Below are 24,452 nucleotides of genomic sequence, written 5' to 3' on the forward strand. Positions count from 1 at the left end.
CGCTTCTTTTGACTCACTATGGAAAGGTTAATGCGTCGAATATTCCCCGTTTTTGCGCTGCTGTTTGCTTTTTCTGCCCAGGCGGCGCAAACGCCGCTGACGGAAAATGACTTCACCGTGGAAATCAATAAACAGGCTATCACCCTGGGGCAGGAGTGGGATCGCAATCTAATGGCGGCTCTCGGGAAACAAGCCAGCGAAGATTTCGTCGGTGAAGTGCCATTTGGCGAGGAAAACTATAAATTTTACCGCCACATTTTTGCGGGTTTTGATATCTACAGCGCCAATATCAACTGGCAGCAACGCGGCAAAAGCGTCGACAGTTACCTCATCGGGCAGATAACGCTGCATTCTCCCGCATTGCATACCGCGCGTGGTGTAGCGCCCGGCGATGCGAAACAGCGTGTGATTGAGCAGTATGGCGCGGGTGAAACCGATAACAGCGATGGCGAAGAGTGGATTATGTATTCACTGGCGCACAAAAATATCGCTTTCGATGTCACCGGCGGCAAAGTGCAGGTCATTAATATCAGCACTGGGAATGACTGAACGGGCGACCTGAATGATCAACTTTCCGGCGGGTGACGACGATGAAAATCGACAAGTTCATTAAGAAACGCGTAATGCTGCACGATGGCCTGGAAACGCGCTTTTTTAATCAACATGCCGAATTGATTTGTCCGCGTTGCCAGCAGCCAATTGAGCCGGATCTCTACCAGAGCGGGGATTTTGCCCGGCTACCAGAGCATATCCAGGCCGCAGTGGCGGCAAGAATCAAAGCCATTACTTTCAATCCTGAGGCTTATACGCGTTACTCTGCGCCAGAGGGTTCGCTTCTTTGCTCTGCGCATAGCTGTGAAGACGGGCAGGGGAAAACGCTGGTTATCTTCAGTTATAAAGAGCAGCAGCCTGCCCGTTACATTGCCACGCTTTATGCGCTGCTGGTGGTTAGCGATTATGAATAACGCGCGGCGGAAAGCATTGCAGTATCTAAAACTCGTAACCACCCGCTGATATTCGCGCAATAAAAACCCCCGGTCGGACACTCCGCCGGGGGTTTTCACATCTTACTTAACGCTGGTTACAGCCGGCGCACTGTTTGTTCTGGATCTGCTGGAAGAAGTCGTTACCTTTGTCATCCACCAGAATGAACGCCGGGAAGTTCTCCACTTCAATTTTCCAGATCGCTTCCATACCCAGTTCCGGGTAAGCCACGCATTCGAGGCTCTTAATACTCTGCTGCGCCAGTACGGCAGCCGGGCCGCCAATACTCCCCAGGTAGAAACCGCCGTGTTTGGCACAGGCATCGGTCACTTGCTGGCTGCGGTTGCCTTTTGCCAGCATGATCATGCTCGCGCCGTGCGATTGCAGCAGATCCACGTAGGAGTCCATACGCCCGGCGGTGGTTGGGCCAAGCGAACCGGAAGCATAACCTTCTGGCGTTTTTGCCGGGCCGGCGTAGTAGATCGGATGATCTTTCACGTACTGCGGCAGCTCTTCGCCGTTATCAATCAGCTCTTTCAGCTTCGCGTGGGCAATATCGCGCGCCACGATAATTGTGCCGTTCAGCGAAACGCGGGTTGATACCGGGAACGCGGAAAGCTGGGCGAGGATCGCTTTCATCGGCTGGTTGAGGTCGATTTTCGCCACATCGCCTTCACCCTGCTGGCGCAGCTCTTCCGGAATATACTGCCCCGGATTGTGCTCCATCTTCTCGATCCAGATGCCTTCGCGGTTGATCTTCGCTTTGATATTACGGTCGGCGGAGCAGGAGACGCCCATGCCGATAGGGCAGGAGGCACCGTGGCGCGGCAGGCGGATCACGCGGATATCGTGAGCAAAATATTTACCGCCGAACTGCGCACCAAGGCCAAGGTTCTGCGCTTCTTGCATTAATTCCTGTTCCAGTTGAACATCGCGGAACGCCTGACCATGCTCGTTACCTTCAGTCGGCAGACCATCGTAGTAGCGGGTGGAGGCCAGTTTCACCGTTTTCAGCGTTGATTCAGCCGACGTACCGCCAATCACAAACGCGATATGGTAAGGCGGACAAGCTGCCGTACCGAGAGTACGCATCTTCTCAACCAGGTAGTTTTTCAGCTTCGCCGGGGTAATCAGTGCTTTAGTTTCCTGGTAGAGATAGGTCTTGTTCGCTGAACCGCCGCCTTTGGCGATGCACAGGAATTTATACTCGTCACCGTCCACGCTGTAGAGATCGATCTGTGCCGGCAGGTTAGTGCCGGTGTTGACCTCTTTATACATATCCAGCGGCGCATTCTGCGAATAACGCAGGTTGTCTTCGGTGTAGGTGTTGTACACACCACGCGCCAGTGCGGCTTCGTCGCCGCCGCCGGTCCACACGCGCTGACCTTTTTTACCCATGATAATTGCCGTGCCGGTGTCCTGGCAGGTCGGCAACACACCTTTGGCGGCGATTTCTGAGTTACGCAGGAATTGCAGAGCAACGTATTTGTCGTTTTCGCTCGCTTGCGGGTCATGCAGAATGGCGGCAACCTGCTGCTGGTGGGAAGGACGCAGCATAAAGGAGGCGTCATGGAACGCACGTTGCGCCAGCAGCGTCAGCGCCTCCGGCTCGACTTTCAATACTTGCTGGCCGTCGAAGTCGGCAACAGAGACATATTCACGGCTCAGCAGATAATATTCCGTATCGTCTTTCGCCAGCGGGAACGGGTCCTGATAAACAAAGGGTTTGTTCGACATAGCTCTTTACTCCATAAAAATAAAACCGCCGGGAATGCCCGGCGGTTACGAATCAGAACATCATGGTGATCCACGGATAACCAATCAACAGCAGGGCGGCCAGGAAGATTGCACCGAAGATGGTGCCCAGACGCCAGTAATCTTTGGTCGGCAGGTAGCCGCTACCGTAGTAAATCGGGCTTGGGCCAGTACCGTACGGGGTGATGATGCCCATCACGCCGAGCGAAGTACACAGCACCAGAACCACCACTTCCATATTGATGCCAGGAATTGTCGCGGCGATGGTCAGCATTGCAGGCAGCAGCGCCGTGGTGTGCGCGGTGGTGCTGGCGAACAGATAGTGCAGCAGGTAGAACGCCAGCAGCAGGGCGATGGTCGCCATCCCCGGAGAGATACCGCTCATCAGCAGGCCACCTTCTTTACCCAACCAGGCGATAAAGCCGGTGGTGGAGAGGCCATCGGCCAGCGCAACCAACGTGGCGAACCAGACGAAGGTGTTCCATGCCGGTTTGTTGCTGGTAATGTCGTTCCAGGTTAACACGCCGGTCCACAGCATCAGCACGACCACCAGCAGAGCGGCAAGCGCAGGTTCGATAAAGTCGGCGGCGAAGATCCACATCAGCAGCGCACAGCAGACAAACACCAGCAACAGGATTTCATTGCGTGACATTCTGCCCAGTTTTTCCAGCTCGCGGCTGGCCCACAGCGGCACCTCGTCATTGATTTTCACTTCTGGCGGATAGAACCAGTAAGCCAGTAGCGGCATGGTCAGAATCAACAGCACGCCCAGCGGCAGGAAGGCGATAAACCAGCTGCCCCAGGAGATGTTAATGCCAACGGTGCTTTTCACCAGCGCCAGCGCCAGCAGGTTCGGTGCCAGTGCGGAAAGGAACATAGAACTGGTGATACAGGCTGCGGTAATCGCTACCCACATCAGATAAGAACCGATACGGCGCGCGCTTGGATCGTTCGGTTTGGAACCGTACAGCGGCGGCAGGTTGGCGATAATCGGGTAGATTGTCCCGCCGCTGCGCGCGGTGTTTGACGGTGTGAACGGGGCCAGCAGCAGGTCGGCGAACGTAATGGCGTAACCGAGCGTCAGGCTGCGGCGGCCAAGATACTTCACCAGAATCAGCGCCAGGCGGCGACCAAACTGGGTTTTATCGTAACCGGCGGCAAACATAAACGCGCCGAAGATAAGCCACACGGTGGAGTTACCGAAACCGCTCACCGCCCATTTAAAGGACTGTCCGGCAAGTTTGAATTTCGGGTCGGCCAGTTGTTCCGGGCTGAATAACAGCCACTGGCTACACAGCGCGATAACTACTACGCCGGTCATGCCGATAACCGCACCCGGCAGGGGTTCGAAAATCAGGCCGACAATCACGCCAACGAAGATAGCAAAGTAGTGCCAGGCAAACGGCGGTAAACCTTCCGGCACCGGGACAAACAGCAGAAGCACTGCCACGATAATCGGCAACGCCATCATTATCAGGCGGTTTTTATTTCCGGCTTTTGCACTGGCTGCAGGAGCAGACGGTGGGGTTGTTGTTTTCTCTGTCATAGTGAGCATCTACAAGTAGTTAAAAATTCGGTCATGCGCGGAAAGTGAATCTCTGATTATTTTAGTTTCAAAAGTTACTTTAATTTTTTATTGAGACTTTTCACATTCTGGCATGTGTTGTTTAACGCAAATTCAATCGCATTAAATAAAAATCTGAGCGTATTTATATATTGCTCTTCCATTGGTGAATACTCTTGATTGAGATCAAGAAAACGAAACGAACGGCACTTTTTTTAATAGAATGAATACCCACAGAGTATTATGTGGTTAATTTCACAAAATTGCCGCAAATGTTAAAAAATGGTGCTGATAATAACTCTCATTAACGAGGTTTTTCTTTTAACTATATAATATTTATCTTTTTTATTATTCGAATAAAGCTGGAAAGGAAAAGTGTGAAGTAATCGCAATGTTACCGGTAATTAAAGCCATGTGAATGCGATATTTAAAAATGATAATACACTGGAGGTAGCTCTGTTATTAGGGTGGTTAAATAGTTTTATAACTAACGTAATTAATTTGGTAATTAAAATTCACGGTATATTAAATACACGACATCAGGATTAAAAAACAGAACGAAAAATAAATCCGTCACCGAATTCAAAGTTTTTAATTTTTAGATTTGGAGTTTAATTATGACCAGCAACGAACGCATCCTCAGCCCGTTTACCTTGCCGAATGGCGCAGAACTGAAAAACCGTTTGTTAATGGCGCCAATGACCACCTGCACAGGTTATTTTGACGGCACTGTCAGCAGTGAACTGGTGGAATATTATCGCGCCCGCGCCGGAAGTATCGGCACCATTATTGTTGAATGCTGTTTTGTCGATGATCTCGGCCTGGCATTTCCGGGTGCTATCGGTATTGATAACGACGAGAAAATCGCCGGTCTGGCAAAAATTGCCTCGGCGATTAAAGCCGAAGGTTCAAAAGCGATTTTGCAGATTTACCATGGCGGTCGCATGGTCGAACCGAAACTGATTGGTGGTCGTACGCCGGTTGGCCCGAGCGCTATTGCCGCACCGCGTGATGGCGCGGCCACCCCGGTTGCGCTGACTACCGCTGAAGTGGAAGGGATGATAGGTAAATTTGGTGAAGCCGTGCGCCGCGCCATTCAGGCCGGGTTCGACGGTGTCGAAATTCACGGTGCTAATACTTATCTGATTCAGCAATTCTTCTCGCCAAACTCCAACCAGCGTGACGATGAGTGGGGCGGCAGCCGCGACAACCGCGCGAAGTTCCCGCTGGCTGTACTGGACATCACCCATAAAATGGCGCGTCAGTATGCCGACGATGCCTTTATTATCGGCTACCGTTTCTCGCCGGAAGAGCTGGAAGTGCCTGGTATCCGTTTTGATGACACCCTGTTCCTGCTGGAAAAACTGGCGGCGCGGGGGCTTGATTACCTGCACTTCTCTCTCGGGGCGGCGCTGCGTCCTTCCATAAACGACACCAGCGATCCGACGCCGCTGATTGATAAATATTGTGCCATGCGTTCTGCAACGCTGGCGCAGGTGCCGGTGATGGGTGTTGGCGGTATCGTTAACGCCGCCGACGCTGAGCAGGGGCTGGATCACGGCTATGACCTGATTGCGGTAGGTCGCGCGTGCATTGCGTACCCGGACTGGACGGCGCGTATCGCCAACGGTGAAAACCTGGAGCTGTTCATTGATAGTACCCAGCGTGAAGCGCTGAATATCCCGGAACCGCTGTGGCGCTTCTCGCTGGTTGAAGCGATGATCCGCGACATGAGCATGGGCGCATCGAAGTTTAAGCCAGGTCTTTTTGCTGAAACGGTTCAGGACGATGCCAACGAGCTGGTTATCAATGTCAGCCTCGACACTGACCGCATCGTCGACATTGAACTCGCTTCAAGTACTGTTGATGGCGTTGAATTCACCAGCAGTTTTGAAGAGATCCGTGGCCGCATCCTGACGGCGAACAGCCCGCACGTTGACGCGATTTCTGGCGCCACCAGCCAGAGCGAAGCGGTGAAAAAAGCGGTATCAAAAGCGATGGTGAAATCCAGCAAAGCGCTGGCGGCAGAAGAGGGCAGTGACACTCAGGAAGCCAAACGCTATGACGTTGTGGTTGTCGGGAGCGGCGGCGCGGGTCTGGCTGCGGCAATACAGGCGCACGACGAAGGGGCGAGCGTACTGATTGTCGAAAAAATGCCAACCATCGGCGGTAACACCATTAAAGCCTCTGCGGGGATGAACGCCGCGGAAACCCGCTTCCAGCGCGTGAAAGGCATTCAGGACAGCAAAGAGCTGTTCTACGCGGAAACCCTGAAAGGCGGCGGTAACAAAAACAACCCGGCGTTGCTGCGCCGCTTTGTGGAAAATGCGCCAGAAGCCATCGAATGGCTAGCCCGCCGCGGCATTATGCTTAACGACATTACCACCACTGGCGGGATGAGCATTGACCGTACGCACCGCCCACGCGACGGATCGGCAGTCGGTGGCTATCTGATTAGCGGCCTGGTGCGTAATGTCACCAAGCGCGGCATCGATGTGATGCTTGATACTTCAGTCGACGACATTCTGTTCGAGCACGGTGAAGTGCGTGGTGTGCGTCTGCTGACCGAAGAGCAGGAAAGCATGATCGTTGAAGCGAAAAGCGTGATTGTGGCGACCGGTGGTTTCAGCGCCAACAGCGCCATGGTAGTGAAATACCGCCCGGATCTGGACGGTTTTGTCACCACCAACCATAAAGGCGCGACCGGCGGCGGTATTGCACTGCTGGAACGTATTGGCGCTGGCACGGTGGATATGGGTGAAATTCAGATCCACCCGACCGTTGAGCAGAACACCTCATACCTGATTTCCGAATCGATTCGCGGCGGCGGTGCGATTCTCGTTAGCCAGCAGGGCAAGCGCTTCTTTAACGAAATGTCGACCCGCGATAAAGTCTCGGCGGCAATCATTGCTCTGCCGGAACATTACGCTTACATCGTGTTTGATGAGCATGTCAGAGCGAAAAACAAAGCGGCAGACGAGTATATCGCGCGTGGTCTGGTCACCAGCGCCAGCTCACCGCGCGAACTGGCGGAAAAACTGGGTATCGATTACCACACTTTCCTGGCGACGCTTGAGCGCTACAACGGCTTTGTGGAAAAACAGCACGATGAAGACTTCGGTCGCACCACCGCGCTGCGTGCACCGATCAACGAAGGCCCGTTCCACGCCATCCAGATTGCGCCGGGTGTGCACCACACCATGGGCGGCGTGACCATCAACACTGAAACCGAAGTGTTGAACACGCAAAACCAGGTTATCCCAGGCGCTTACGCCGCTGGTGAAGTGGTTGGTGGTCTGCATGGCGGCAACCGTATCGGCGGCAACGCGGTGGCCGATATTATTATCTTCGGCTCACTGGCGGGACACCAGGCTGCAATGCGCGCCAAACGCGCTTAACCACGTGCTACACTTCAGGCCTGCCACTGCGCAGGCCTGTTCAATTTAGCCCCTAAGGAGAGTGTGATGTCCGATAACCGTGTCTGGAGCTACTCTGCAACCCTTATGGGTTCTCCCATTCTGCTGAAACTCTTTGCCGATAACGAAGCGCTTGCTTCCCGTGTTTTCGGCCTCATCAAACGTTACGAAGATCTGCTGACGGTCAACCGCGCCCATTCGCAGGTGATGGATATCAATCACGCGGCGGGGCAGCATCCGGTGGTGGTCAGCCGCCCGGTGTATAAACTGATTAAATGTGCCAAAGCCGCGAGCATGGTGCAGGACAGCGCCTTTAATCTGGCGATTGGTCCGCTGGTGAAGCTGTGGCGTATCGGTTTTAAAGGCGACCGCGTACCGCCAGCCGACGAGATCACCGCGCGGCTGCACATTACCCATCCGCAGGATGTGGTGCTGAATGATGCCGACAGCAGCGTTTTTCTCACCCAACCGGGGATGGAGATCGATCTTGGCGCAATCGCTAAAGGTTTTATCGCCGATCGGGTGCGCGATTACCTGCATCAGCAGGATGTGCGCGACGGGCTGATTAACCTGGGGGGGAATGTTCAAACGCTGGGTACACCGCAAGGTAGCTGGACAATCGGGCTGAAAAAGCCTTTCTCGTCCAGCGATGCGCTGGTGGGTTCGATGGATGTGATGAATCAATCGGTGGTGACATCCGGCACGTACGAACGCTATTTCGAACAGGATGGCAAACGCTGGCACCATATTCTTGATCCGCGCAGTGGTTACCCGCTGGATAACGAACTCGACAGCGTGACGATCATTTCCCGCGATTCACTCGATGGCGATATCTGGACCACGCTTATCTTCGGTCTCGGTGTGGAAAAAGGCTGTGCGTTACTGAAACAGCGCGAGGATATTGAAGCGATTTTCGTCACCAAAAACCGCGACATTATCCTCTCTTCACAGCGTCAGTTCCGCTTTACGCCGTGCGATGACAGTTACCGGGTCACTGACTGTACTGCTTAAGCAAGCTGTATTGATCGGCAATTAACTGGTAGCGATATACCGGGCGACCGGTCGCGCCGTAGTGAATGGTGGTGTAGAGAATATTGATCTGGGCAAGCCAAATCAGATATTTACGGCACGATACGCGCGATATGTTCACGGCATTCGCCAGTTCATCGGTGGAAAACTCAATGCCCGGATGGGCGTCAATCCACTGGCAAATGGTGCGCAATGTCTGTGCGGTTAACCCTTTTGGCAGACGGCGCGTGTCTGCGGCTTCCGGCGCGCCACCGTGTAAAAGGCGATCGACATCAGACTGCTCATAATAAGGGTGTGCGCTCATCAGCTTGCGCTTTTCGCGCCAGCCAGTCAGCGCCTCTTCAAAGCGCGGGAACTGGAAGGGCTTGATCAGATAATCCACCACGCCATAGTGCAGCGACGTCTGAATGGTTGCCGCATCGGCGGAGGAGGTGATCATAATGACATCAATCGCCCGCCCGCTGGCACGAATGGTCGGCAGCAGATCCAGCCCGCTGTCCTGCTGCATATAGACATCCAGCAGCACCAGATCGATATCCCGCTGCGGATCGTTAATCATCTCCTCGGCCTGGCGCAGCGTCGATGCCGTGCCGCAGCACTGAAAGCCGGCGATCTGCGCCACATACATGCGGTTCAGCTCGGCGACCATGGCATCATCGTCAACAATTAATACATTTATCACGCGTTCTTCCTTTCACTATCCCAGGGGAGATGGACAAAAAATTGGGTAAAGACACCGGGTTCAGACTCGACGGTGATCGTGCCGCCAAGTTCGGTGAGCTGCTGACTGGCAAGAAACAGCCCAACGCCCCGGTTATCACCTTTCGTTGAGAATCCTTTTCGGAAAATGGCGTCGATATTACCTGGCGCAATGCCCGGACCATCGTCGCTCACTTCACCCGTCAGCCAGCCATCCTGATAATGCAGCAGGATACCCACTTCGCCTTCCGGCTGACTACTCATGGCATCAAGCGCGTTTTCGATGAGATTTCCCAGCACCGTCACCAGCACGGTAACTTGCTTCTCATTAGGGTTATCCGGCACCAGACTCTCATCTGCCAGCGTCAACGTATAACCGCGCTCTTTCGCCCGGTTGATTTTACCTAACAGAAAACCCGCCACCACCGGGGATTTAACCCGGTGCTGAATCGCGCCAATATCGGTTTGATAATTCTGCGCGGTTTGCAGCACATACTCTTCAAGCTTGTCATAACTTTTCATGTTTAACAGGCCGAGAATAACATGCAGCTTGTTCATAAATTCGTGGGACGTGGTGCGCAACGCATCAACATAATTCACCATCCCGTCCAGCCGCTGGAGCAACTGGCTCACTTCGGTTTTATCGCGAAACGTGCTGATAGCGCCAATCACCACGCCCTGGCTGCGCACCGGTACCGTGTTGCTGAGCAGCAGCAGACCGTTGCAACCGAGCTCGCGGTCATGGGTTGGCTCGCCGGTTTCCAGCACTTCCAGCAGGTCGGCGAGCAATGGCCCGTGCCCGGCGGCACCATCCGGCGCGTTGGTCAGCAGCATCTGCCGCGCGGCATGGTTAAGCAGCGTTACGCGCCCGTCAGCATCGACGGCAATCACCCCTTCTTTGAGCGACTGTAACATTGCCTGGCGCTGCTTGAATTGCGCCGAAATCTCATGCGGCTCAAGGCCAAGCAGAATACGTTTCAGCACACGCACCAGTTGCCAGGTGCCGAGTGAGCCGACCAGCGCGCTGAACAGCAGCGTCCACATCACCGCCCAGCGGCTGCGGCTGACTTGCTGATCAACTTTGCTCAACGAAATACCGACAACGACCACGCCAATTTGCTGGTTGGCGTCGTTGTAGACCGGCGTAAAAACGCGTAATGCGGGTGCCAGCACGCCGCGATTCACCGCGACATTCTCTTTGCCTTTCAGCGCCGGGTTAAGATCCTCGCCAATAAAGTGTTGCCCGATGATCCCGGCGTTCGGGTGCGAATAACGGATGCCGTGCATATTGGTGACAATGGCATACAGCAGATCGTTGCGGGCCGCGACCGCTTCCGTCAGCGGCTGGATCACGTTGCTGTCAGGCGGCAACAATAATCCACGCTTGATTTCAGGCGAATCAGCCAGCGTGCGCGAAACGGCCAGCGCCGTCTCTTTGACACCATCACGCGTGGCATTGCTGATTTGCCAGAACCACAGGGCAAAGGCCAGCAGCAACACCGAACCGATAACGCTGCATATCATTAGCGTCACGGTGGTGCTGAGCTTCATGGGGCGTTTGCGTGGTTTTATCCGCTGCGCTAACTCTTTCATGCCAAACCCAATTATTCACATCAATATATTTATTATCACCGAAGGCGTAAAAATCTTAAAGCGGCGTGAGACGCACAAAATGCGCGGTGTAGCCGTGAAGCGTGACCCCATTCGCAGGTAAGGCAGATAAATAACCTTATAGTGAGTGTGGAACCATTCAGAAGGAGCAGGGTATGAGCAGTAAGCCAAACGGTTCACTAGTGGAACGTCGCAACCGCCGCACGACCGACATCGACCGGCTCGCCACGCTGGATATGCTGACGCTCATCAATGAGGAAGATAAACAGGTTACCGACGCGGTAAGCGCCTGTTTGCCGGCGATCGCCCGGCTGGTGGATAATGCCAGCGCGACGCTGAACCGCGCCGGCAGGGTGGTGATTATTGGCGCGGGCGCGTCCGGGCAGGCGGCGATACAAACCGCACAAGGTTTTGCCCCGGATACGCGTCACGGCGTCATCGGCGTGGTGGCAGGTGGTATCAATGCTAACGCGCAAGCGCGTGACGCGGCGGCGGCAAATTATGAACGCGGTGTCGCCGATTTACAGGCCATCAACTTTAGCCATGACGACATGCTGGTGGCGCTGTCGGTCAGTGGTAAAACGCCGTGGACATGGGGCGCGTTGCGCCATGCCTGGTCGCTCGGCGCACGTATCGCGCTGGTTTGTCGCGGCCACGATAGCGAAGCCGCCCAGTTAGCGGATATTGTGCTGGCACCGGACAGCGGCGCGGAGGTGGTGAGTGGGTTTAGCGAACCGAAAGCGCGCCTTGCCCAGCAGCAGATTCTCAACATGCTGGCAACCGGTCTTGCTATCCGTACCGGGCGTGTTTATAGCAACCTGCGGGTGGATGTGCAGGCGACTAATGTGTACTGGTCAGAGCGGCAAATCACGCTGGTGATGGCGGCTACGCAGTGCTCGCGCGAGCAAGCGAAAAGCGCGCTGGAAAGCTGCGATCACCACTGTCGCACGGCTATTTTAATGTTGCTGACCGGCCTGGATGCCTGGTGCGCGCGCGATCTGCTAACCGAGAATAACGATCATTTGCGAATCGCCTTACAGGAGGCGAAAACGCATCTTGCTGATGTCTGAATAACAAAAAAGTCCGCAGGTACTCATCTTGCGGGCTTTTTTATTTTCGTTTAATTTTCCAGGAGTCGTTTGATATTTCTCTGCTTTAAAATAAATTCCGCCGATATTAATTCCACACAAAATATGCCATTGCTTTTTTTAATTTAAAAAAGCGGCGAAATAATATTTATCGATATGAGCTGATTTGTGAATGATATTTTAAATTAACGTAAAAGTGCGTTAATATCTGTTTTCACAAATCACACCTGCTATGTAACCTTATAATTATGCCTGCAATGAAAAAGACAATTATCTCGCTGAGCGCCGTCGCGTTACTCGTCAGTTCAGTGGCCAGCGCGTACGCAGAAGAGACGCAAAAAACGGACTTTCTGCTGATTGGCGGCGGCATCATGAGCGCCTCTCTGGGCACCTGGCTGCAGGAGCTGCAGCCGGAGTGGAAACAAGTGATGGTGGAAAAACTCGATGGCGTAGCGCTCGAGTCTTCTAACGGCTGGAATAATGCCGGCACTGGTCACTCGGCAAATATGGAACTTAACTACACGCCGCAGCGTGCGGATGGTTCTATTGATGTCAGCAAAGCACTGGAAATTAATGAGCAGTTTATGATTTCCCGCCAGTTCTGGTCGGCACAGGTGAAGCGCGGTATTTTGAATAATCCGCACGCGTTTATTAATTCCACGCCGCACATGAGTTTCGTCTGGGGCGATAATGTTGATTATCTGGCAAAACGTTATGCCGCATTGCAGCAAACGACCTTATTCCAGGGCATGAAATTCTCCACCGATCACCAACAAATTAAACAGTGGGCGCCGCTGGTGATGGAAGGGCGCGACCCGAACCAGAAAGTCGCTGCGACCTGGACGCCGGTCGGCACCGATGTTAACTACGGTGAAATTACCCGTCAGCTGGTCGGTAGTCTGAAAAAAAGCAGCAACTTCTCGCTGCAAACCTCTTCCGAAGTGACCGATTTCAAACGCAATGCTGACAACTCCTGGCATGTCACCATTAAAGATGTGAACAGCGGCAACGAGCACGCCATTGATGCGAAATATGTCTTTATCGGTGCCGGTGGCGGGGCGCTGAAGCTGCTGCAAAAAACCGGCATCCCGGAAGCGGATAACTACGCGGGCTTCCCGGTTGGCGGTTCTTTCCTGATGACGGAAAACCCGGCGATCACCAGCCAGCACCAGCAAAAAGTCTACGGTCAGGCGTCCGTTGGCGCGCCGCCGATGTCGGTGCCGCATATCGATGCCCGCTTTATTGATGGTAAACGCGTGGTGCTGTTTGGGCCGTTCGCGACGTTTTCCACCAAATTCCTGAAAAACGGCTCCTTCTTTGACCTGCTGAGCACTACCACCACCAGCAATTTTATGCCGATGACCCACGTAGGGCTCGACAACTTCGACCTGGTGAAATACCTGATTGGTCAGGTGATGCTGAGTGATGAAGACCGCTTTGAAGCGCTGAAAGAGTACTATCCGCAGGCGCGTAAAGAGGACTGGAAACTGATCCAGGCCGGCCAGCGTGTGCAGATCATCAAGAAAGATGAAGACAAAGGTGGGGTGCTGAAGCTTGGCACCGAAGTGGTGGTCGATCAGCAGAAAACCATCTCTGCGCTGCTTGGCGCATCGCCGGGCGCGTCGACGGCTGCGCCAATCACTCTGAATGTGCTGAAGAAAATGTTCCCGGAGCAGTTCAACTCACCGCAGTGGCAGAGCAAAATCCGCGACATCGTTCCGAGCTACGGCCAGGAGATGAACGGTAATGTGGCGCTGACCCAGAAAGTGTGGGATGACACGGCCGCCACGCTGCAACTGACGAAACCGCCGGTGATTCAGATGAACGATCAGAGCAACGCGCCTGCCGACAAACCGGCAGAAGCGAAAAGCGAAGCCTCCCCACAGCACGATATGGCGCTGTAAGCCGTAAAAAGAACAGGGCGCACCGCGGTGCGCCCTTTTTCTCTCTCGGTCTGCGACCATTCCCGTCCAGGTTAAAACCCCGCGGTTAACCCGTCGCGCATTTAACTGCTGATTTGCCTTTTCTCCAGCCGCCGATAAAGTGTGCTGCGCGAGATACCCAGTTTTTTTGCGGCCAGGCTCATATTGCCCTGCGCTTCGTCAATCGCGCTCTGCTCATCCTTCGGCGTGACCGCAGCCACGGGCTGACGAGGAGTTGTTATCTCGGCCGGTAAATCCGCAAGCGTAATGCAATCACCGTCTTCCGCCAGCGCCATCAATACCCGCAACTGGCTGAGTAACTGGCGCACATTGCCCGGCCACGGGCGACTTGCCAGCGTGGCGACCACCTCGGCGCTAAGGGTGAGTCCACGGCTGGCTGCACCCAGTTCCTGCCACAGTTTCTGGATAAACCCAGCAACATTCTGCCATTCGCGCAACGGGGGAATGCGCAGATGAAACTCCTGAATGCGGTACAGCAGATCTTCGCGGAATGTTCCGGCCTGCACCCGAGCACCGAGATCCTGATGAGTAGCGCAAATCAGCGTGAAATTGACGTCATACACATTGTTTGCGCCAAGCGGCGTCACTTTTTTCTCCTGCAACACGCGCAGCAGGCGGGTTTGCAGCGCCAGCGGCATATCGCCGATTTCATCAAGGAATAGCACACCGCCGTGGGCTTCCCGGCACTTACCGATATAGCCTTTCGGGCTTGCGCCGGTAAACGCGCCGGGGACATAGCCAAACAGTTCGGACTCAATTAAATGCTCCGGGAGCGCCGCACAGTTAATGGCGACGAAATTTCCTGTACGCCACTGGCTGCGGGCATATAACTCGCGTGCCAGATACTCTTTCCCGCTGCCGGTTTCGCCCGTCACACACAAGGCAATCCCGGCATTAACGATGCGCAGCGCTTTCTCTTTTTCCTTCGTCAGCTGATCCTGCGCAAATGCCGTGCCGCGCCCAATATAGCGCCGTGCAGGAAGCGTCTGACGCGCGTAGTAGCGCCGGGTATTGCTGGCGTCGAGGGTGGTTTCGCCAACCTGCAAACTGGCCTCCGGGAAGAGCGTTTGCAAAGCGAGTTCACCAAAATGCTGGGGGGTCAGCGAAAATTCATCCATCGCCAGCTTGTTTGCGCCGAGCAGGGTTTGATCGGCGAAAATCAGCAGCAACTCTTGCGCACTGCCGAGCACAGACGGGTCATGATGTAGACTCAGCAGCCAGCGGTCGGCACCGAGCGCGCTGGTGGCCCATTCATGCTCTATTTGGCACACCGCGCGGCGGATCAGCGCAGCGGCATCGCGGCGCGGTGCCTGGGCGGGTGTCGAGAGATCTAATACGCCAGCAATTTGCCCGTCAGGTCGGAAAACGGGGGACGCCGAGCAAAACAAGCCTGCGTTGCGGCTGAGATAATGTTCGCCACCGGAGACTTCACAATGGCGCTGCAAGGCCAGCGCGGTGCCTATCGCGTTGGTGCCGCGCGCGTGTTCACCCCACAGGTTGCCGGGTGCCAGCGCATAGCGCTGCGCTTTTTGCAGAAAGTCGCGGTTGCCGTGGGTCTCCAGCACCAGACCGGTTGCGTCGGAAAGCACCATTATCGACGGATGACTGGCAAGCTCCGGGCGCAGCCGCGCCAGTAGCGGGGCGGCCAGATGGTTGACCCAACCATTTTCCGCACGGGCGTCTTTCAGCATGGATGTCGCCACCCAGGGCTGGGCGTCATCATCGCGGGTCAACCCGTAGCTGAGACTACGCTGCCAGGAGTTTTCAAGCAGGCAGGGCAACCCGGCAGGAGCGAGGGACAAGGCGCGTGGCGGCATGTGACTCTCCGTTAAATGAGATGTTACAGTTGTGTAGCATAACAGTGTCCCGTATGTAGCGACGTGCGACACACTTCCCACACCCTGTTCCGCGCTTTTTTGTGTCATTTCATTCCGGCAAAAGCCTGACTTTCAGTTATTCCCTTGTTTTATCAACATAAACATACCTGCAACGGATCGTTTTTTACGACCTGGCATAAGAACTGCTTATGTCTCTGTGTCCGCCACGATGCGTGACGCCTCACCTGTACCGATAATAAAAGAGGAACATCTTATGAAATATGTCCACCCTGGCCTTGATGGCGCGAAAGTCTCTTTTAAACAGCGTTATGGCAACTATATTGGCGGTGAATTTGTTGACCCGGTGGAAGGGCGTTGGTTTACCAATACCTCGCCGGTCACCGGACAGGTGATTGCCGAATTCCCGCGCTCAGACGCGGCGGATATTGAGAAGGCTCTCGACGCAGCGCATGCTGCCGCCGATGCCTGGGGAAAAACCAGCGTGCAGGATCGCGCCAATGTGCTGCTGGCTATTGCCGATCGCATTGAAGCCAACCTGGAAGCGCTGGCATTAACAGAAACCTGGGATAACGGAAAACCGATCCGCGAAACCATGGGAGCGGACTTACCACTGGCCGTGGATCACTTCCGTTATTTCGCCGGTTGTATCCGCGCGCAGGAAGGGACAGCGGCAGAGATCGACAGCAATACGGTTGCCTACCACATCTATGAACCGCTGGGCGTGGTCGGGCAGATCATTCCGTGGAACTTCCCGCTGCTGATGGCGGCATGGAAACTGGCACCGGCGCTGGCGGCGGGCAACTGCGTGGTGCTGAAACCGGCTGAACAGACGCCGCTTGGCATCTGCGTGTTGATGGAACTGATTGGCGATTTGTTGCCAAAAGGGGTGCTGAATGTGGTGCACGGCTTTGGTACGGAAGCCGGTGAACCGCTGGCGCGCAGCAAACGCATCGAAAAAATCGCCTTTACCGGCTCCACGCCGATTGGCCGCCACATCCTTTCGTGCGCAGCGGAAAACATCATCCCCAGCACCGTCGAGCTCGGCGGGAAATCACCGAATATCTACTTTGAAGATGTGATGAACGGTGATGAAGGCTTTATTGATAAAGCGGTGGAAGGCGTGGTGCTCGGATTCTTCAACCAGGGCGAAGTTTGTACCTGCCCGTCGCGCGTGCTGGTGCAGGAGTCGATCTACCCGCAGTTTGTCGAAAAAGTCATCGCCCGCATGGAAAATATCCGCAAAGGCGACCCGTTTGACACCGACACCATGATTGGCGCGCAGGCGTCACAAGAGCAGTACGACAAGATCCTCTCTTACATCTCGATTGCCCGCGACGAGGGCGGCGAAATCATTACCGGCGGCGCTCACGTGGAACACGGCGACGGGCTGCAAAACGGTTTCTATATCCAGCCGACATTGATTAAAGGCCATAACGGGATGCGCTGCTTCCAGGAAGAGATTTTTGGGCCGGTGCTGGGCATCACCACGTTTAAAGATGAAGCCGAAGCGCTGCGTATCGCCAATGACACCGAGTTTGGCCTCGGCGCCGGGGTGTGGACGCTGGATATCAATCGCGCATGGCGCATGGGGCGCGGCATTAAAGCGGGTCGCGTGTGGACAAACTGTTACCACCTCTACCCGGCACATGCGGCGTTTGGCGGTTACAAAAACTCGGGCGTCGGGCGTGAAACCCACAAACTGGCGCTGAGCCACTATCAGCAGATCAAAAACCTGCTGGTGAGTTACAGCGGTTCGCCGCTGGGGCTGTATTAATTATCTACATCAGGATGAGGCGATAAGATGCAACTGAAAACCATGAAAGCCGCAGTGGTGAAAGCCTTTGGTCAGCCGCTGGTAATTGAAGAGGTGATGGTGCCGGCTGTTGAACCGGGCAAGATCCTCGTCAAAATTGAAGCGACCGGCGTGTGTCACACGGATTTACACGCCGCCGATGGCGACTGGCCAATCAAACCGAACCCGCCGTTTATACCCGGCCACGAAGGTGTCGGTCATGTGGTGGCAGTCGGGCCGGGCGTGAAGCATGTGAAAGAAGGCGATCGTGTCGGTGTACCGTGGCTCTACTCGACGTGTGGTCACTGTGAACACTGCCTTGGCGGCTGGGAAACCCTGTGCCATTCGCAGCAAAACTCCGGCTATTCGGTAAACGGTACGTTTGCCGAATATTGCCTGGCCGATGCCAGCTACGTCGGGATTTTGCCGGATAACGTCGATTTTCAGAGTATCGCGCCGATCCTCTGCGCCGGGGTGACGGTCTATAAAGGGCTGAAAATGACCGAAGCGCGCGCCGGAGAGTGGGTGGTGGTGTCGGGTATTGGCGGTCTGGGACACCTGGCGATCCAGTACGCGGTGGCGATGGGCATGAACGTGGCGGCGGTCGATATTGATGATGACAAACTGGCGTTTGCCCGCCGTCTCGGTGCCTCGGTGGTGGTCAATGCGCGCCAGGAAGATCCGGGAACGCGTTTCCATAGCGAATTTGGCGGTGCGCACGGCGTACTGGTGACAGCGGTATCGCCAAAAGCCTTTGAGCAGGCAACCACCATGATGCGCCGTGGCGGCACCATGGTACTCAACGGCTTGCCACCGGGGAAATTCGACCTGTCGATTTTTGACATGGTGCTCGACGGCACCACGGTGCGCGGTTCGATTGTCGGCACGCGTAAAGATCTGCAGGAAGCGCTGGATTTCGCCGGGCGCAACAAAGTGCATGCGGAAATTGCCGTGGAGCCGCTGGAGAATATCAACAGTATCTTTGAGCGGATGCGCGCCGGGAAAATCACTGGCAGGATCGTGGTTGATATGTCGAAGTAACCCAGTAAAACGGGGCAGTGATGCCCCGTTTTGTATTTCAGTGCAGAGAATCCGCGAAATCTGCCAGCTGCTGGTTAAAACGGGTTGGCTCTTCAAGGAACGGGGCGTGCCCCGAATGGTCAAACCACACCGCGCTAATCCGGGGATTCACGCTTCTGGCCCGCGCCAGCGACGACTGCGGATTTACCAGCCGATCGTGTTTGCCGTAGATAAAGCGTACCGGGATTGTCGCTTTTCCCAGCCCTTGCTCAAGCGCAACTTTCATCGACGGCACGGCGCGTTGCATCTCCCAGGAGGCCATCGCCGCATTGGCTTGCAGGCGCGCAAAGGTGATCGCGTCAGGCTGCTGATAAAAGCAGAGCTGCAGAAACTCGCGCTCACCATCCAGGTGGGTGGCTAAATCCGCCGAGGTCATCGCCTGATAGACTTGCGGGTGCGCCGGGATCTGATCGGGCGTTAACTCTACCACCGCATCGACATATAGCGCGCCGGAAAGAGCTTTATCACCGACGTTTGCCAGATAATGGCTGATCACCGCGCCACCCAGCGACCAGCCGACCAGCAGCGGTTTTTTTGCATGGCTTGCGGCAATCACGGCGGCGACATCCTCCGCCCAGCGGCTTCCCTCGCGGTAGGACTCTGCCTGCGTCGGTTTTGACGACAGACCATGGCCGCGCATATCAAAACTGATTAACCGAAAACGTTGCAACGCCGGATCCTGACGCTGTTTTTCCCAGTTCAGGTGGCTGCCTAATAAGCCGTGAATAAAAATAATCGGTTTGCCTTGCGGCGAGCCGGACTCTTGTACCGCCAGTTCAACACCGTCCGCCGAGGTCACGGTGTACTGCTTGTCGCTGGCAAACAGCGAGGCGGAAAAGCTGAATAACAAAATAGCGAGATAACGGCCAGGGGATAACAGCATAAAATGTTCCTCCAGATGAATGTTCGCGGCTATCCTCAACCCTGACACTGGTGTCAGAGTCAAGCCATTTACCGGGAGAAAGAGAATGTTTTCAATTGGCGAACTCGCCCGACAAACGGGCATCAGCGTGCGATCAATCCGCCATTATGATCGCCACGGTCTGCTGTGCAGCACGCGTGCCTGCAACGGTTATCGCTACTTTCCGCCGCAGGCGCTCGGGCAGGTGAGGCAAATCCAGCAGTTAATCGCCACGGGTTTTAGCATTGCTGAAATTGCCGCTTTTCCTGCCTGCATGCGCAATGAAGAGGGGGCGACGATGTGCCCGCAAACGCGCGCGTTGCAGCGTGAACGGCTGGCGACGATTGAGGCGCAAATCGCCACCCTTGAGCGCCGCCGCGCGCAACTGGCTGCCGCGTTGGCCGAGACAGAACAAAAAACGACGCCCTGAGGCGTCGTCATAGTGTGAAAGGCGGAAGTATCGCCGTTACAAACCGCGTTTGGCTATCAGGCTTGCCAGCTCAACCAAACGATTCGAGAAGCCCCATTCGTTATCATACCAGGCGAGGATTTTCACCAGATTGCCGCCAATCACCAGGGTTGATAATCCATCAATGATTGACGAGCGCGGATCGCCCTGGTAATCGCTGGAAACCAGCGGTTCGTCACTGTAACCGAGAATGCCTTTCAACGGACCCGCCTCTGCCGCTTCGCGGAACGCGGCATTCACCTCGTCAACCGTGACATCACGTTTCAGCGTGACCGTCAGGTCAACAATTGACACCACCGGAACCGGCACGCGCAGTGAGTAACCTGTCAGTCGCCCGTCGAGTTCCGGGATCACTTTGCCGAGCGCTTTTGCCGCACCGCTTGAGTAAGGCACAATCGACAGCGCCGCAGCACGCGCGCCGCGCAGATCTTTCTCCGGCTGGTCGTGCAGCGCCTGGCTGTTGGTATAGGCGTGGGTGGTGTTCATCAGGCCATGTTCGATACCAAAACGTTGATGCAACACCTGCGCGGCAGGCGCCAGGCCGTTGGTGGTGCAACTGCCGTTGCTGACCACAAAATGGCGTTTGGGATCGTACTGGCTATCGTTTACGCCCAGTACAATGGTTAAATCATCATTTTTACCGGGCGCGGAGATGATCACCCGTTTTGCGCCGCCGCGGCTGATATGTACTTCGGCTTTGTCGCGTTCGGTGAAGAAACCGGTGGCTTCAATCACCACTTCCACGCCAACATCGCGCCATGGAATGTTGCCCGGATCGCGTTCGCTGAACACACGCACCGCGTTGCCATCGACGAACAACTGGCCTTCACCCGCTTCTACCGGAACGGGCAGGGTGCCGAGCAGAGAATCATGTTTCAGCAGATGAGCGAGGGTTTTGCTGTCTGTCAGATCGTTAATCGCCACAATCTGAATCTCTGCGTTTCCCAGCGCCGCGCGTAACACGTTGCGTCCAATTCTGCCAAAACCATTAATGCCGACCTTAACCATAATTGACTCCTTCCTGTGCGGTAACTAACTGCAGTTACTGTAGGCCGGTCACGGTTTGGCGTAAACGACAAAAAAGGATCACTTTACGCCAATTTGCGGCAGTGGAAGCGCTGGCGGTAATCGCCCGGTGTGAGGTGTAACTGGCGTTCGAAAATGCGCCGCAGATTGATGCTGCTGCCAAAACCGGTGGCGGCGGCGATCTGCTCCAGGGTTTCACTGGTTTGTTCCAGTCGGTTGCGGGCGGCGGCAAGACGCGCTTCGGCTACATAGCGCGCGGGAGAAACGCCGCTTTCACGGGTGAAGACGCGGGTGAAGTTGCGTGGGCTCATCGCAACCTGTTCCGCCAATCGCTCAACGGATAAATCCTCAGCCAGGTTGGCAAGGATCCAGTTTTGCAGTTCGCTGATTGGCCCGACGCCGCTGGCCTGTTGTAATTGATAGCGGCTGAACTGCAACTGCCCGCCGGGACGGCGCAGGTACATCACCATATTCTGCGCGATATCCAGCGCCAGCGAGAAGCCGTAATCATCTTCGACCAGCGCCAGCGTGAGATCGAAGCCGGAACTGACGCCGCCGGAAGTCCAGACTGGCCCGTCCTGAATATAGAGCGGGCCGCCTTCAACGGTGATAGCGGGGTACTCTTTCTGCATGGTTTCCAGTAACCGCCAGTGGGTGGTTGCACGCCGCCCGTTGAGCAACCCACTTTGTGCCAGCAGCATCGCGCCGCCGCAAATAGAAACCACACGGCGTGCGTGCGGCGCAGCAAGGCGCAGCCAGTCCACAACCGCCGTACCCTCTTCGGCATCAGTACCGCGACCGGTTATCATGATGGTGTCCCACGGCTGGCGCGGATCGATTTCCGGCAGGCGATGATCCGCCAGCAGATTCAGCCCGGACTGGCCGTGGATCACCTGGTGTGGCTGGGTGGTGGCAACAGCAACGCGATAGCGTGGCTGGGCGGTATCATCCGGGTGCAACTGGTTGGCCTGCATCAGAATGTCGGCTATCCCGGCGGCTTCGAACAGCATGCCGCCATCAGGAACAATAATCAGGAATGTTTTCATGTCCTGAAACGTACGCTAATTACATTTTAAGTCAAGCGAGTTCGGGGGCAGGCGGATGACAGGGCAATAAAAAACCCGGAGCCTCCGCTCCGGGCAAATCTAACAAGACACAAAGGGGGAGGGAATAACGCGGTCGGGGGCGTTACTTGCTGGCCTGTTTACGGTTAGCCATCGTCGTGACCAGATATTCCTGTACGGGATCAAGAGAAAGATCGGGTTTTGGCAGTTCAGCCTCGTCATGGTTGCTGGCGGGTTGCCCGGCAACAAAGGGTTTTTGCTCCCGGGCGCGTTCGAACTCACTCAACACTTGCCAGCCCAGATCATCACTGGCACGGTTGTTCATTAACACATTCCTTACGCGTTTCAGCTTTGGCAGCATCGTCGTCTCTCCATTAACAATAAACGCAGGTTATTTTTTCGCTTCAACGCCGGGCGCGCTGGAGCGATCAAGGAATTGAGTTGTCACTTCCGGAACGTGCTGGAGCATCCACTCCGCCATTTCAATCTCTTGCGCCACAATTTTTTGCAGCACCTGCACGCCGTTAACATCGCCCAATTCTTCAGCCGTTCTAATCAATGAGGTGTAGCACGCAATTTCAAATTGCTCAAAGACATAGCCACCTATTGCGCCTTTAACCACCTCGTCGGAATTAAAGACACCGCCAACGGCCTGACCCATCGCCGCCATTTTACCTATGGTATCTTTCAGGACCGATCGCGATATTCCGCATTGATCAATAAGCCCTTCAAGTAACACTATTTGTTCACGGGTTTCAGCTAAATGACTTTCAATTTTACTTTTCAATACAGGATAATTGTCGATGCGTTTAGCCATTGCCTCCAGCATCGATTCTGCCTGTTTTTCCATCCCATGTGCGTCACGTAGCCAGTCGTGATAATTCTCTTCGCGTGTCATACGTTTACCTCAGGTGGAATTAACTCAATGACGTTTATTCTACTTCCGCTTTGGAATTAATTTTGCTGGTCGCAATTTTAGTCAGCAGATTGTCGGTGGTTTTTTCCTCTTCCAGCGTTTGCGCCAGAAGTGTTTTCGCTTTTTTATAGCCTAATTGGTCGGCAAGGGTGCAAAGCGTACCGTAAGAGGCAATTTCATAATGTTCAACTTTTTGCGCAGCGGCAATTAAAGCAGCGTCACGAATGGTACCTTTTTCGGTGCTTTCAATCACTTCGTCTGCTTCCTCTACCAGACCTTCCATTGCATGGCACTTCATGCGTTTTAACTTCAGGCCGCTTTCGGCTTCAAGTAGCTGATCGATGCGCTCTATCTGGCCTTGCGTCTCTTCCATATGTTGTTTGAAGGCTTGCACCAGCTCGGTGGTAGAGGCTTCGCGTGCCAGTTTGGCTAACGCGCGGGCAAGTTGTTTTTCTGCGCTGTAAATGTCCGACAAGCCATGAATAAATAAATCGTTTAGCGTATTAATCTGCATAATTAAAGACCTTTAATTTCAGGGTTAAAAATAGCGAGCCGTTGCCGGCTCGCCAGTAAGAAAATAAATATATTGATGCGGTAAAAAATTAAATCAGAAATTAATCTCCTGATTTACGGCCACCGCTGTGGCTATTCTGGCCGCCTTTTTTACCTGCTTCGGAAGCGCGCTGTGGATCATTTTTGAAATTACCACCGCTGTGTTGACCGCCTTTGCGGCCCGCTTCGGACGCTTTTTCACGATCTTCGGCGAAATTACCTGAGCCGCCACGATGTTCAGCCATAATATTTCTCCCGTTTCGTTGTTAAATATATGAACATGAATATTCGAAACCATGTTCACTGCGTTCAGGGATTAAAGTTAGTCGCTGTGGGGAAATAGTCAAACGTGAAAATTCCTACGTTAAAAAATACTCCGTTAGGTGTAGTTGCTGGTTATTTAAACAAAGCGGTATTGGGGATGTATCTTTAAAATAAGTGACTTAGCATAAAGTGGATAGAAAACGAATATTACCGTCCGTTATTACCTACCTTTTTTCATCTAATTATTGGCATGAAAATGGCATTTATTGACATAAATTTACATTTTGATTTTGGTAATCATCATTATTGCTTATGGTTTTAAGAGAAGTCTTAAACAGGGATGCAGAATGTATCTTGCCGTTTGGCTCGTAGCTCAGGCGGCAACTACTTTTAAACCTCATAACCGATACGTCACCCTGAACAGGAACGACTTTCTGCAAGTTCACTGAACTGTCGAACCG

21 protein-coding genes are annotated in these 24,452 nt (G+C 54.4%); 9 read left to right on the forward strand and 12 right to left on the reverse strand.

Annotated elements, in window-relative coordinates:
* Positions 1-30: 30 nt before the first annotated feature.
* Positions 31-549, forward strand: coding sequence for a hypothetical protein (locus C813_RS32900; protein WP_017457047.1), 519 nt, complete (start codon positions 31-33; stop codon positions 547-549).
* 41 nt (positions 550-590) lie between these two features.
* Complete coding sequence (locus tag C813_RS32905) at positions 591-965, forward strand: hypothetical protein (RefSeq protein ID WP_017457048.1); 375 nt, start codon at positions 591-593, stop codon at positions 963-965.
* Between the two features lie 106 nt (positions 966-1,071).
* On the opposite strand, the gene fumA is transcribed toward C813_RS32905, so the two are convergent.
* The gene (gene fumA / locus C813_RS32910; protein WP_017457049.1) at positions 1,072-2,721 is read right to left on the reverse strand and encodes a class I fumarate hydratase FumA; all 1,650 of its coding nucleotides are present in this window, start codon (positions 2,719-2,721) and stop codon (positions 1,072-1,074) included.
* A gap of 52 nt (positions 2,722-2,773) precedes the next feature.
* Positions 2,774-4,285 carry an anion permease gene (locus C813_RS32915; RefSeq protein WP_017457050.1) on the reverse strand — a complete coding sequence of 504 codons (1,512 nt, stop codon included), beginning with the start codon at positions 4,283-4,285 and terminating at the stop codon, positions 2,774-2,776.
* A 635-nt stretch (positions 4,286-4,920) separates the two neighbouring features.
* On the opposite strand from C813_RS32915, the gene C813_RS32920 reads away from it, so the two are divergent.
* Positions 4,921-7,701, forward strand: a complete 2,781-nt coding sequence (locus tag C813_RS32920; RefSeq protein ID WP_017457052.1) for a flavocytochrome c — start codon at positions 4,921-4,923, stop codon at positions 7,699-7,701.
* A gap of 66 nt (positions 7,702-7,767) precedes the next feature.
* Complete coding sequence (locus tag C813_RS32925; protein ID WP_017457053.1) at positions 7,768-8,730, forward strand: FAD:protein FMN transferase; 963 nt, start codon at positions 7,768-7,770, stop codon at positions 8,728-8,730.
* Here C813_RS32925 and dcuR read toward each other — a convergent pair.
* Positions 8,711-9,430 (reverse strand): two-component system response regulator DcuR, encoded by a 720-nt coding sequence (gene dcuR, locus C813_RS32930; RefSeq protein WP_017457054.1) that lies wholly within the window; start codon positions 9,428-9,430, stop codon positions 8,711-8,713. The two genes, C813_RS32925 and dcuR, sit on opposite strands and share 20 nt — an antisense overlap.
* Positions 9,427-11,040, reverse strand: coding sequence for a sensor histidine kinase (locus tag C813_RS32935; RefSeq protein ID WP_017457055.1), 1,614 nt, complete (start codon positions 11,038-11,040; stop codon positions 9,427-9,429). Before C813_RS32935 ends, dcuR begins: the two co-directional genes overlap by 4 nt.
* 173 nt (positions 11,041-11,213) lie before the next feature.
* Here C813_RS32935 and C813_RS32940 point away from each other — a divergent pair, with 173 nt between their 5' ends.
* Positions 11,214-12,128, forward strand: coding sequence for an N-acetylmuramic acid 6-phosphate etherase (locus tag C813_RS32940; protein ID WP_017457056.1), 915 nt, complete (start codon positions 11,214-11,216; stop codon positions 12,126-12,128).
* Positions 12,129-12,394: 266 nt separating this feature from the next.
* Positions 12,395-14,050: a malate dehydrogenase (quinone) gene (gene mqo, locus C813_RS32945; RefSeq protein WP_040016477.1), complete on the forward strand. Its 1,656-nt coding sequence runs from the start codon at positions 12,395-12,397 to the stop codon at positions 14,048-14,050.
* A gap of 101 nt (positions 14,051-14,151) precedes the next feature.
* On the opposite strand, the gene C813_RS32950 is transcribed toward mqo, so the two are convergent.
* Positions 14,152-15,906 (reverse strand): sigma-54-dependent Fis family transcriptional regulator, encoded by a 1,755-nt coding sequence (locus C813_RS32950; protein WP_017457058.1) that lies wholly within the window; start codon positions 15,904-15,906, stop codon positions 14,152-14,154.
* 274 nt (positions 15,907-16,180) lie between these two features.
* Between C813_RS32950 and exaC the strand changes: the two genes are divergently transcribed.
* Both exaC and adhP read left to right on the forward strand, forming a co-directional pair.
* Positions 16,181-17,701: an acetaldehyde dehydrogenase ExaC gene (gene exaC / locus C813_RS32955; protein ID WP_017457059.1), complete on the forward strand. Its 1,521-nt coding sequence runs from the start codon at positions 16,181-16,183 to the stop codon at positions 17,699-17,701.
* Between the two features lie 27 nt (positions 17,702-17,728).
* Positions 17,729-18,760: an alcohol dehydrogenase AdhP gene (gene adhP, locus C813_RS32960; RefSeq protein ID WP_017457060.1), complete on the forward strand. Its 1,032-nt coding sequence runs from the start codon at positions 17,729-17,731 to the stop codon at positions 18,758-18,760.
* Positions 18,761-18,797: 37 nt separating this feature from the next.
* Here adhP and C813_RS32965 read toward each other — a convergent pair whose 3' ends face one another.
* Entirely contained in the window at positions 18,798-19,682 is an 885-nt protein-coding gene (locus tag C813_RS32965) for an alpha/beta fold hydrolase (protein WP_017457061.1), read from the reverse strand.
* Between the two features lie 85 nt (positions 19,683-19,767).
* On the opposite strand from C813_RS32965, the gene C813_RS32970 reads away from it, so the two are divergent.
* On the forward strand, positions 19,768-20,130 hold the full coding sequence (locus C813_RS32970; RefSeq protein ID WP_017457062.1) for a MerR family transcriptional regulator: 363 nt from the start codon (positions 19,768-19,770) through the stop codon (positions 20,128-20,130).
* A gap of 36 nt (positions 20,131-20,166) precedes the next feature.
* Here the strand turns inward: C813_RS32970 and gap are convergent, their stop codons facing one another.
* The 6 genes from gap to C813_RS33000 all read right to left on the reverse strand — a co-directional run bounded on the left by gap (position 20,167) and on the right by C813_RS33000 (position 23,972).
* Entirely contained in the window at positions 20,167-21,177 is a 1,011-nt protein-coding gene (gene gap, locus C813_RS32975; RefSeq protein WP_017457063.1) for a type I glyceraldehyde-3-phosphate dehydrogenase, read from the reverse strand.
* Between the two features lie 83 nt (positions 21,178-21,260).
* The gene (locus C813_RS32980; RefSeq protein WP_017457064.1) at positions 21,261-22,241 is read right to left on the reverse strand and encodes a GlxA family transcriptional regulator; all 981 of its coding nucleotides are present in this window, start codon (positions 22,239-22,241) and stop codon (positions 21,261-21,263) included.
* A 142-nt stretch (positions 22,242-22,383) separates the two neighbouring features.
* On the reverse strand, positions 22,384-22,584 hold the full coding sequence (locus C813_RS32985; protein WP_017457065.1) for a hypothetical protein: 201 nt from the start codon (positions 22,582-22,584) through the stop codon (positions 22,384-22,386).
* A gap of 66 nt (positions 22,585-22,650) precedes the next feature.
* Positions 22,651-23,157 (reverse strand): ferritin-like domain-containing protein, encoded by a 507-nt coding sequence (locus C813_RS32990; protein ID WP_017457066.1) that lies wholly within the window; start codon positions 23,155-23,157, stop codon positions 22,651-22,653.
* Positions 23,158-23,191: 34 nt separating this feature from the next.
* Positions 23,192-23,689 (reverse strand): YciE/YciF ferroxidase family protein, encoded by a 498-nt coding sequence (locus C813_RS32995; RefSeq protein WP_017457067.1) that lies wholly within the window; start codon positions 23,687-23,689, stop codon positions 23,192-23,194.
* Positions 23,690-23,789: 100 nt separating this feature from the next.
* The gene (locus C813_RS33000) at positions 23,790-23,972 is read right to left on the reverse strand and encodes a con-10 family general stress protein (RefSeq protein ID WP_016495712.1); all 183 of its coding nucleotides are present in this window, start codon (positions 23,970-23,972) and stop codon (positions 23,790-23,792) included.
* Positions 23,973-24,452: the final 480 nt, after the last annotated feature.

The sequence above is a fragment of the Kosakonia sacchari SP1 genome (assembly GCF_000300455.3).
GTDB lineage: Bacteria > Pseudomonadota > Gammaproteobacteria > Enterobacterales > Enterobacteriaceae > Kosakonia > Kosakonia sacchari.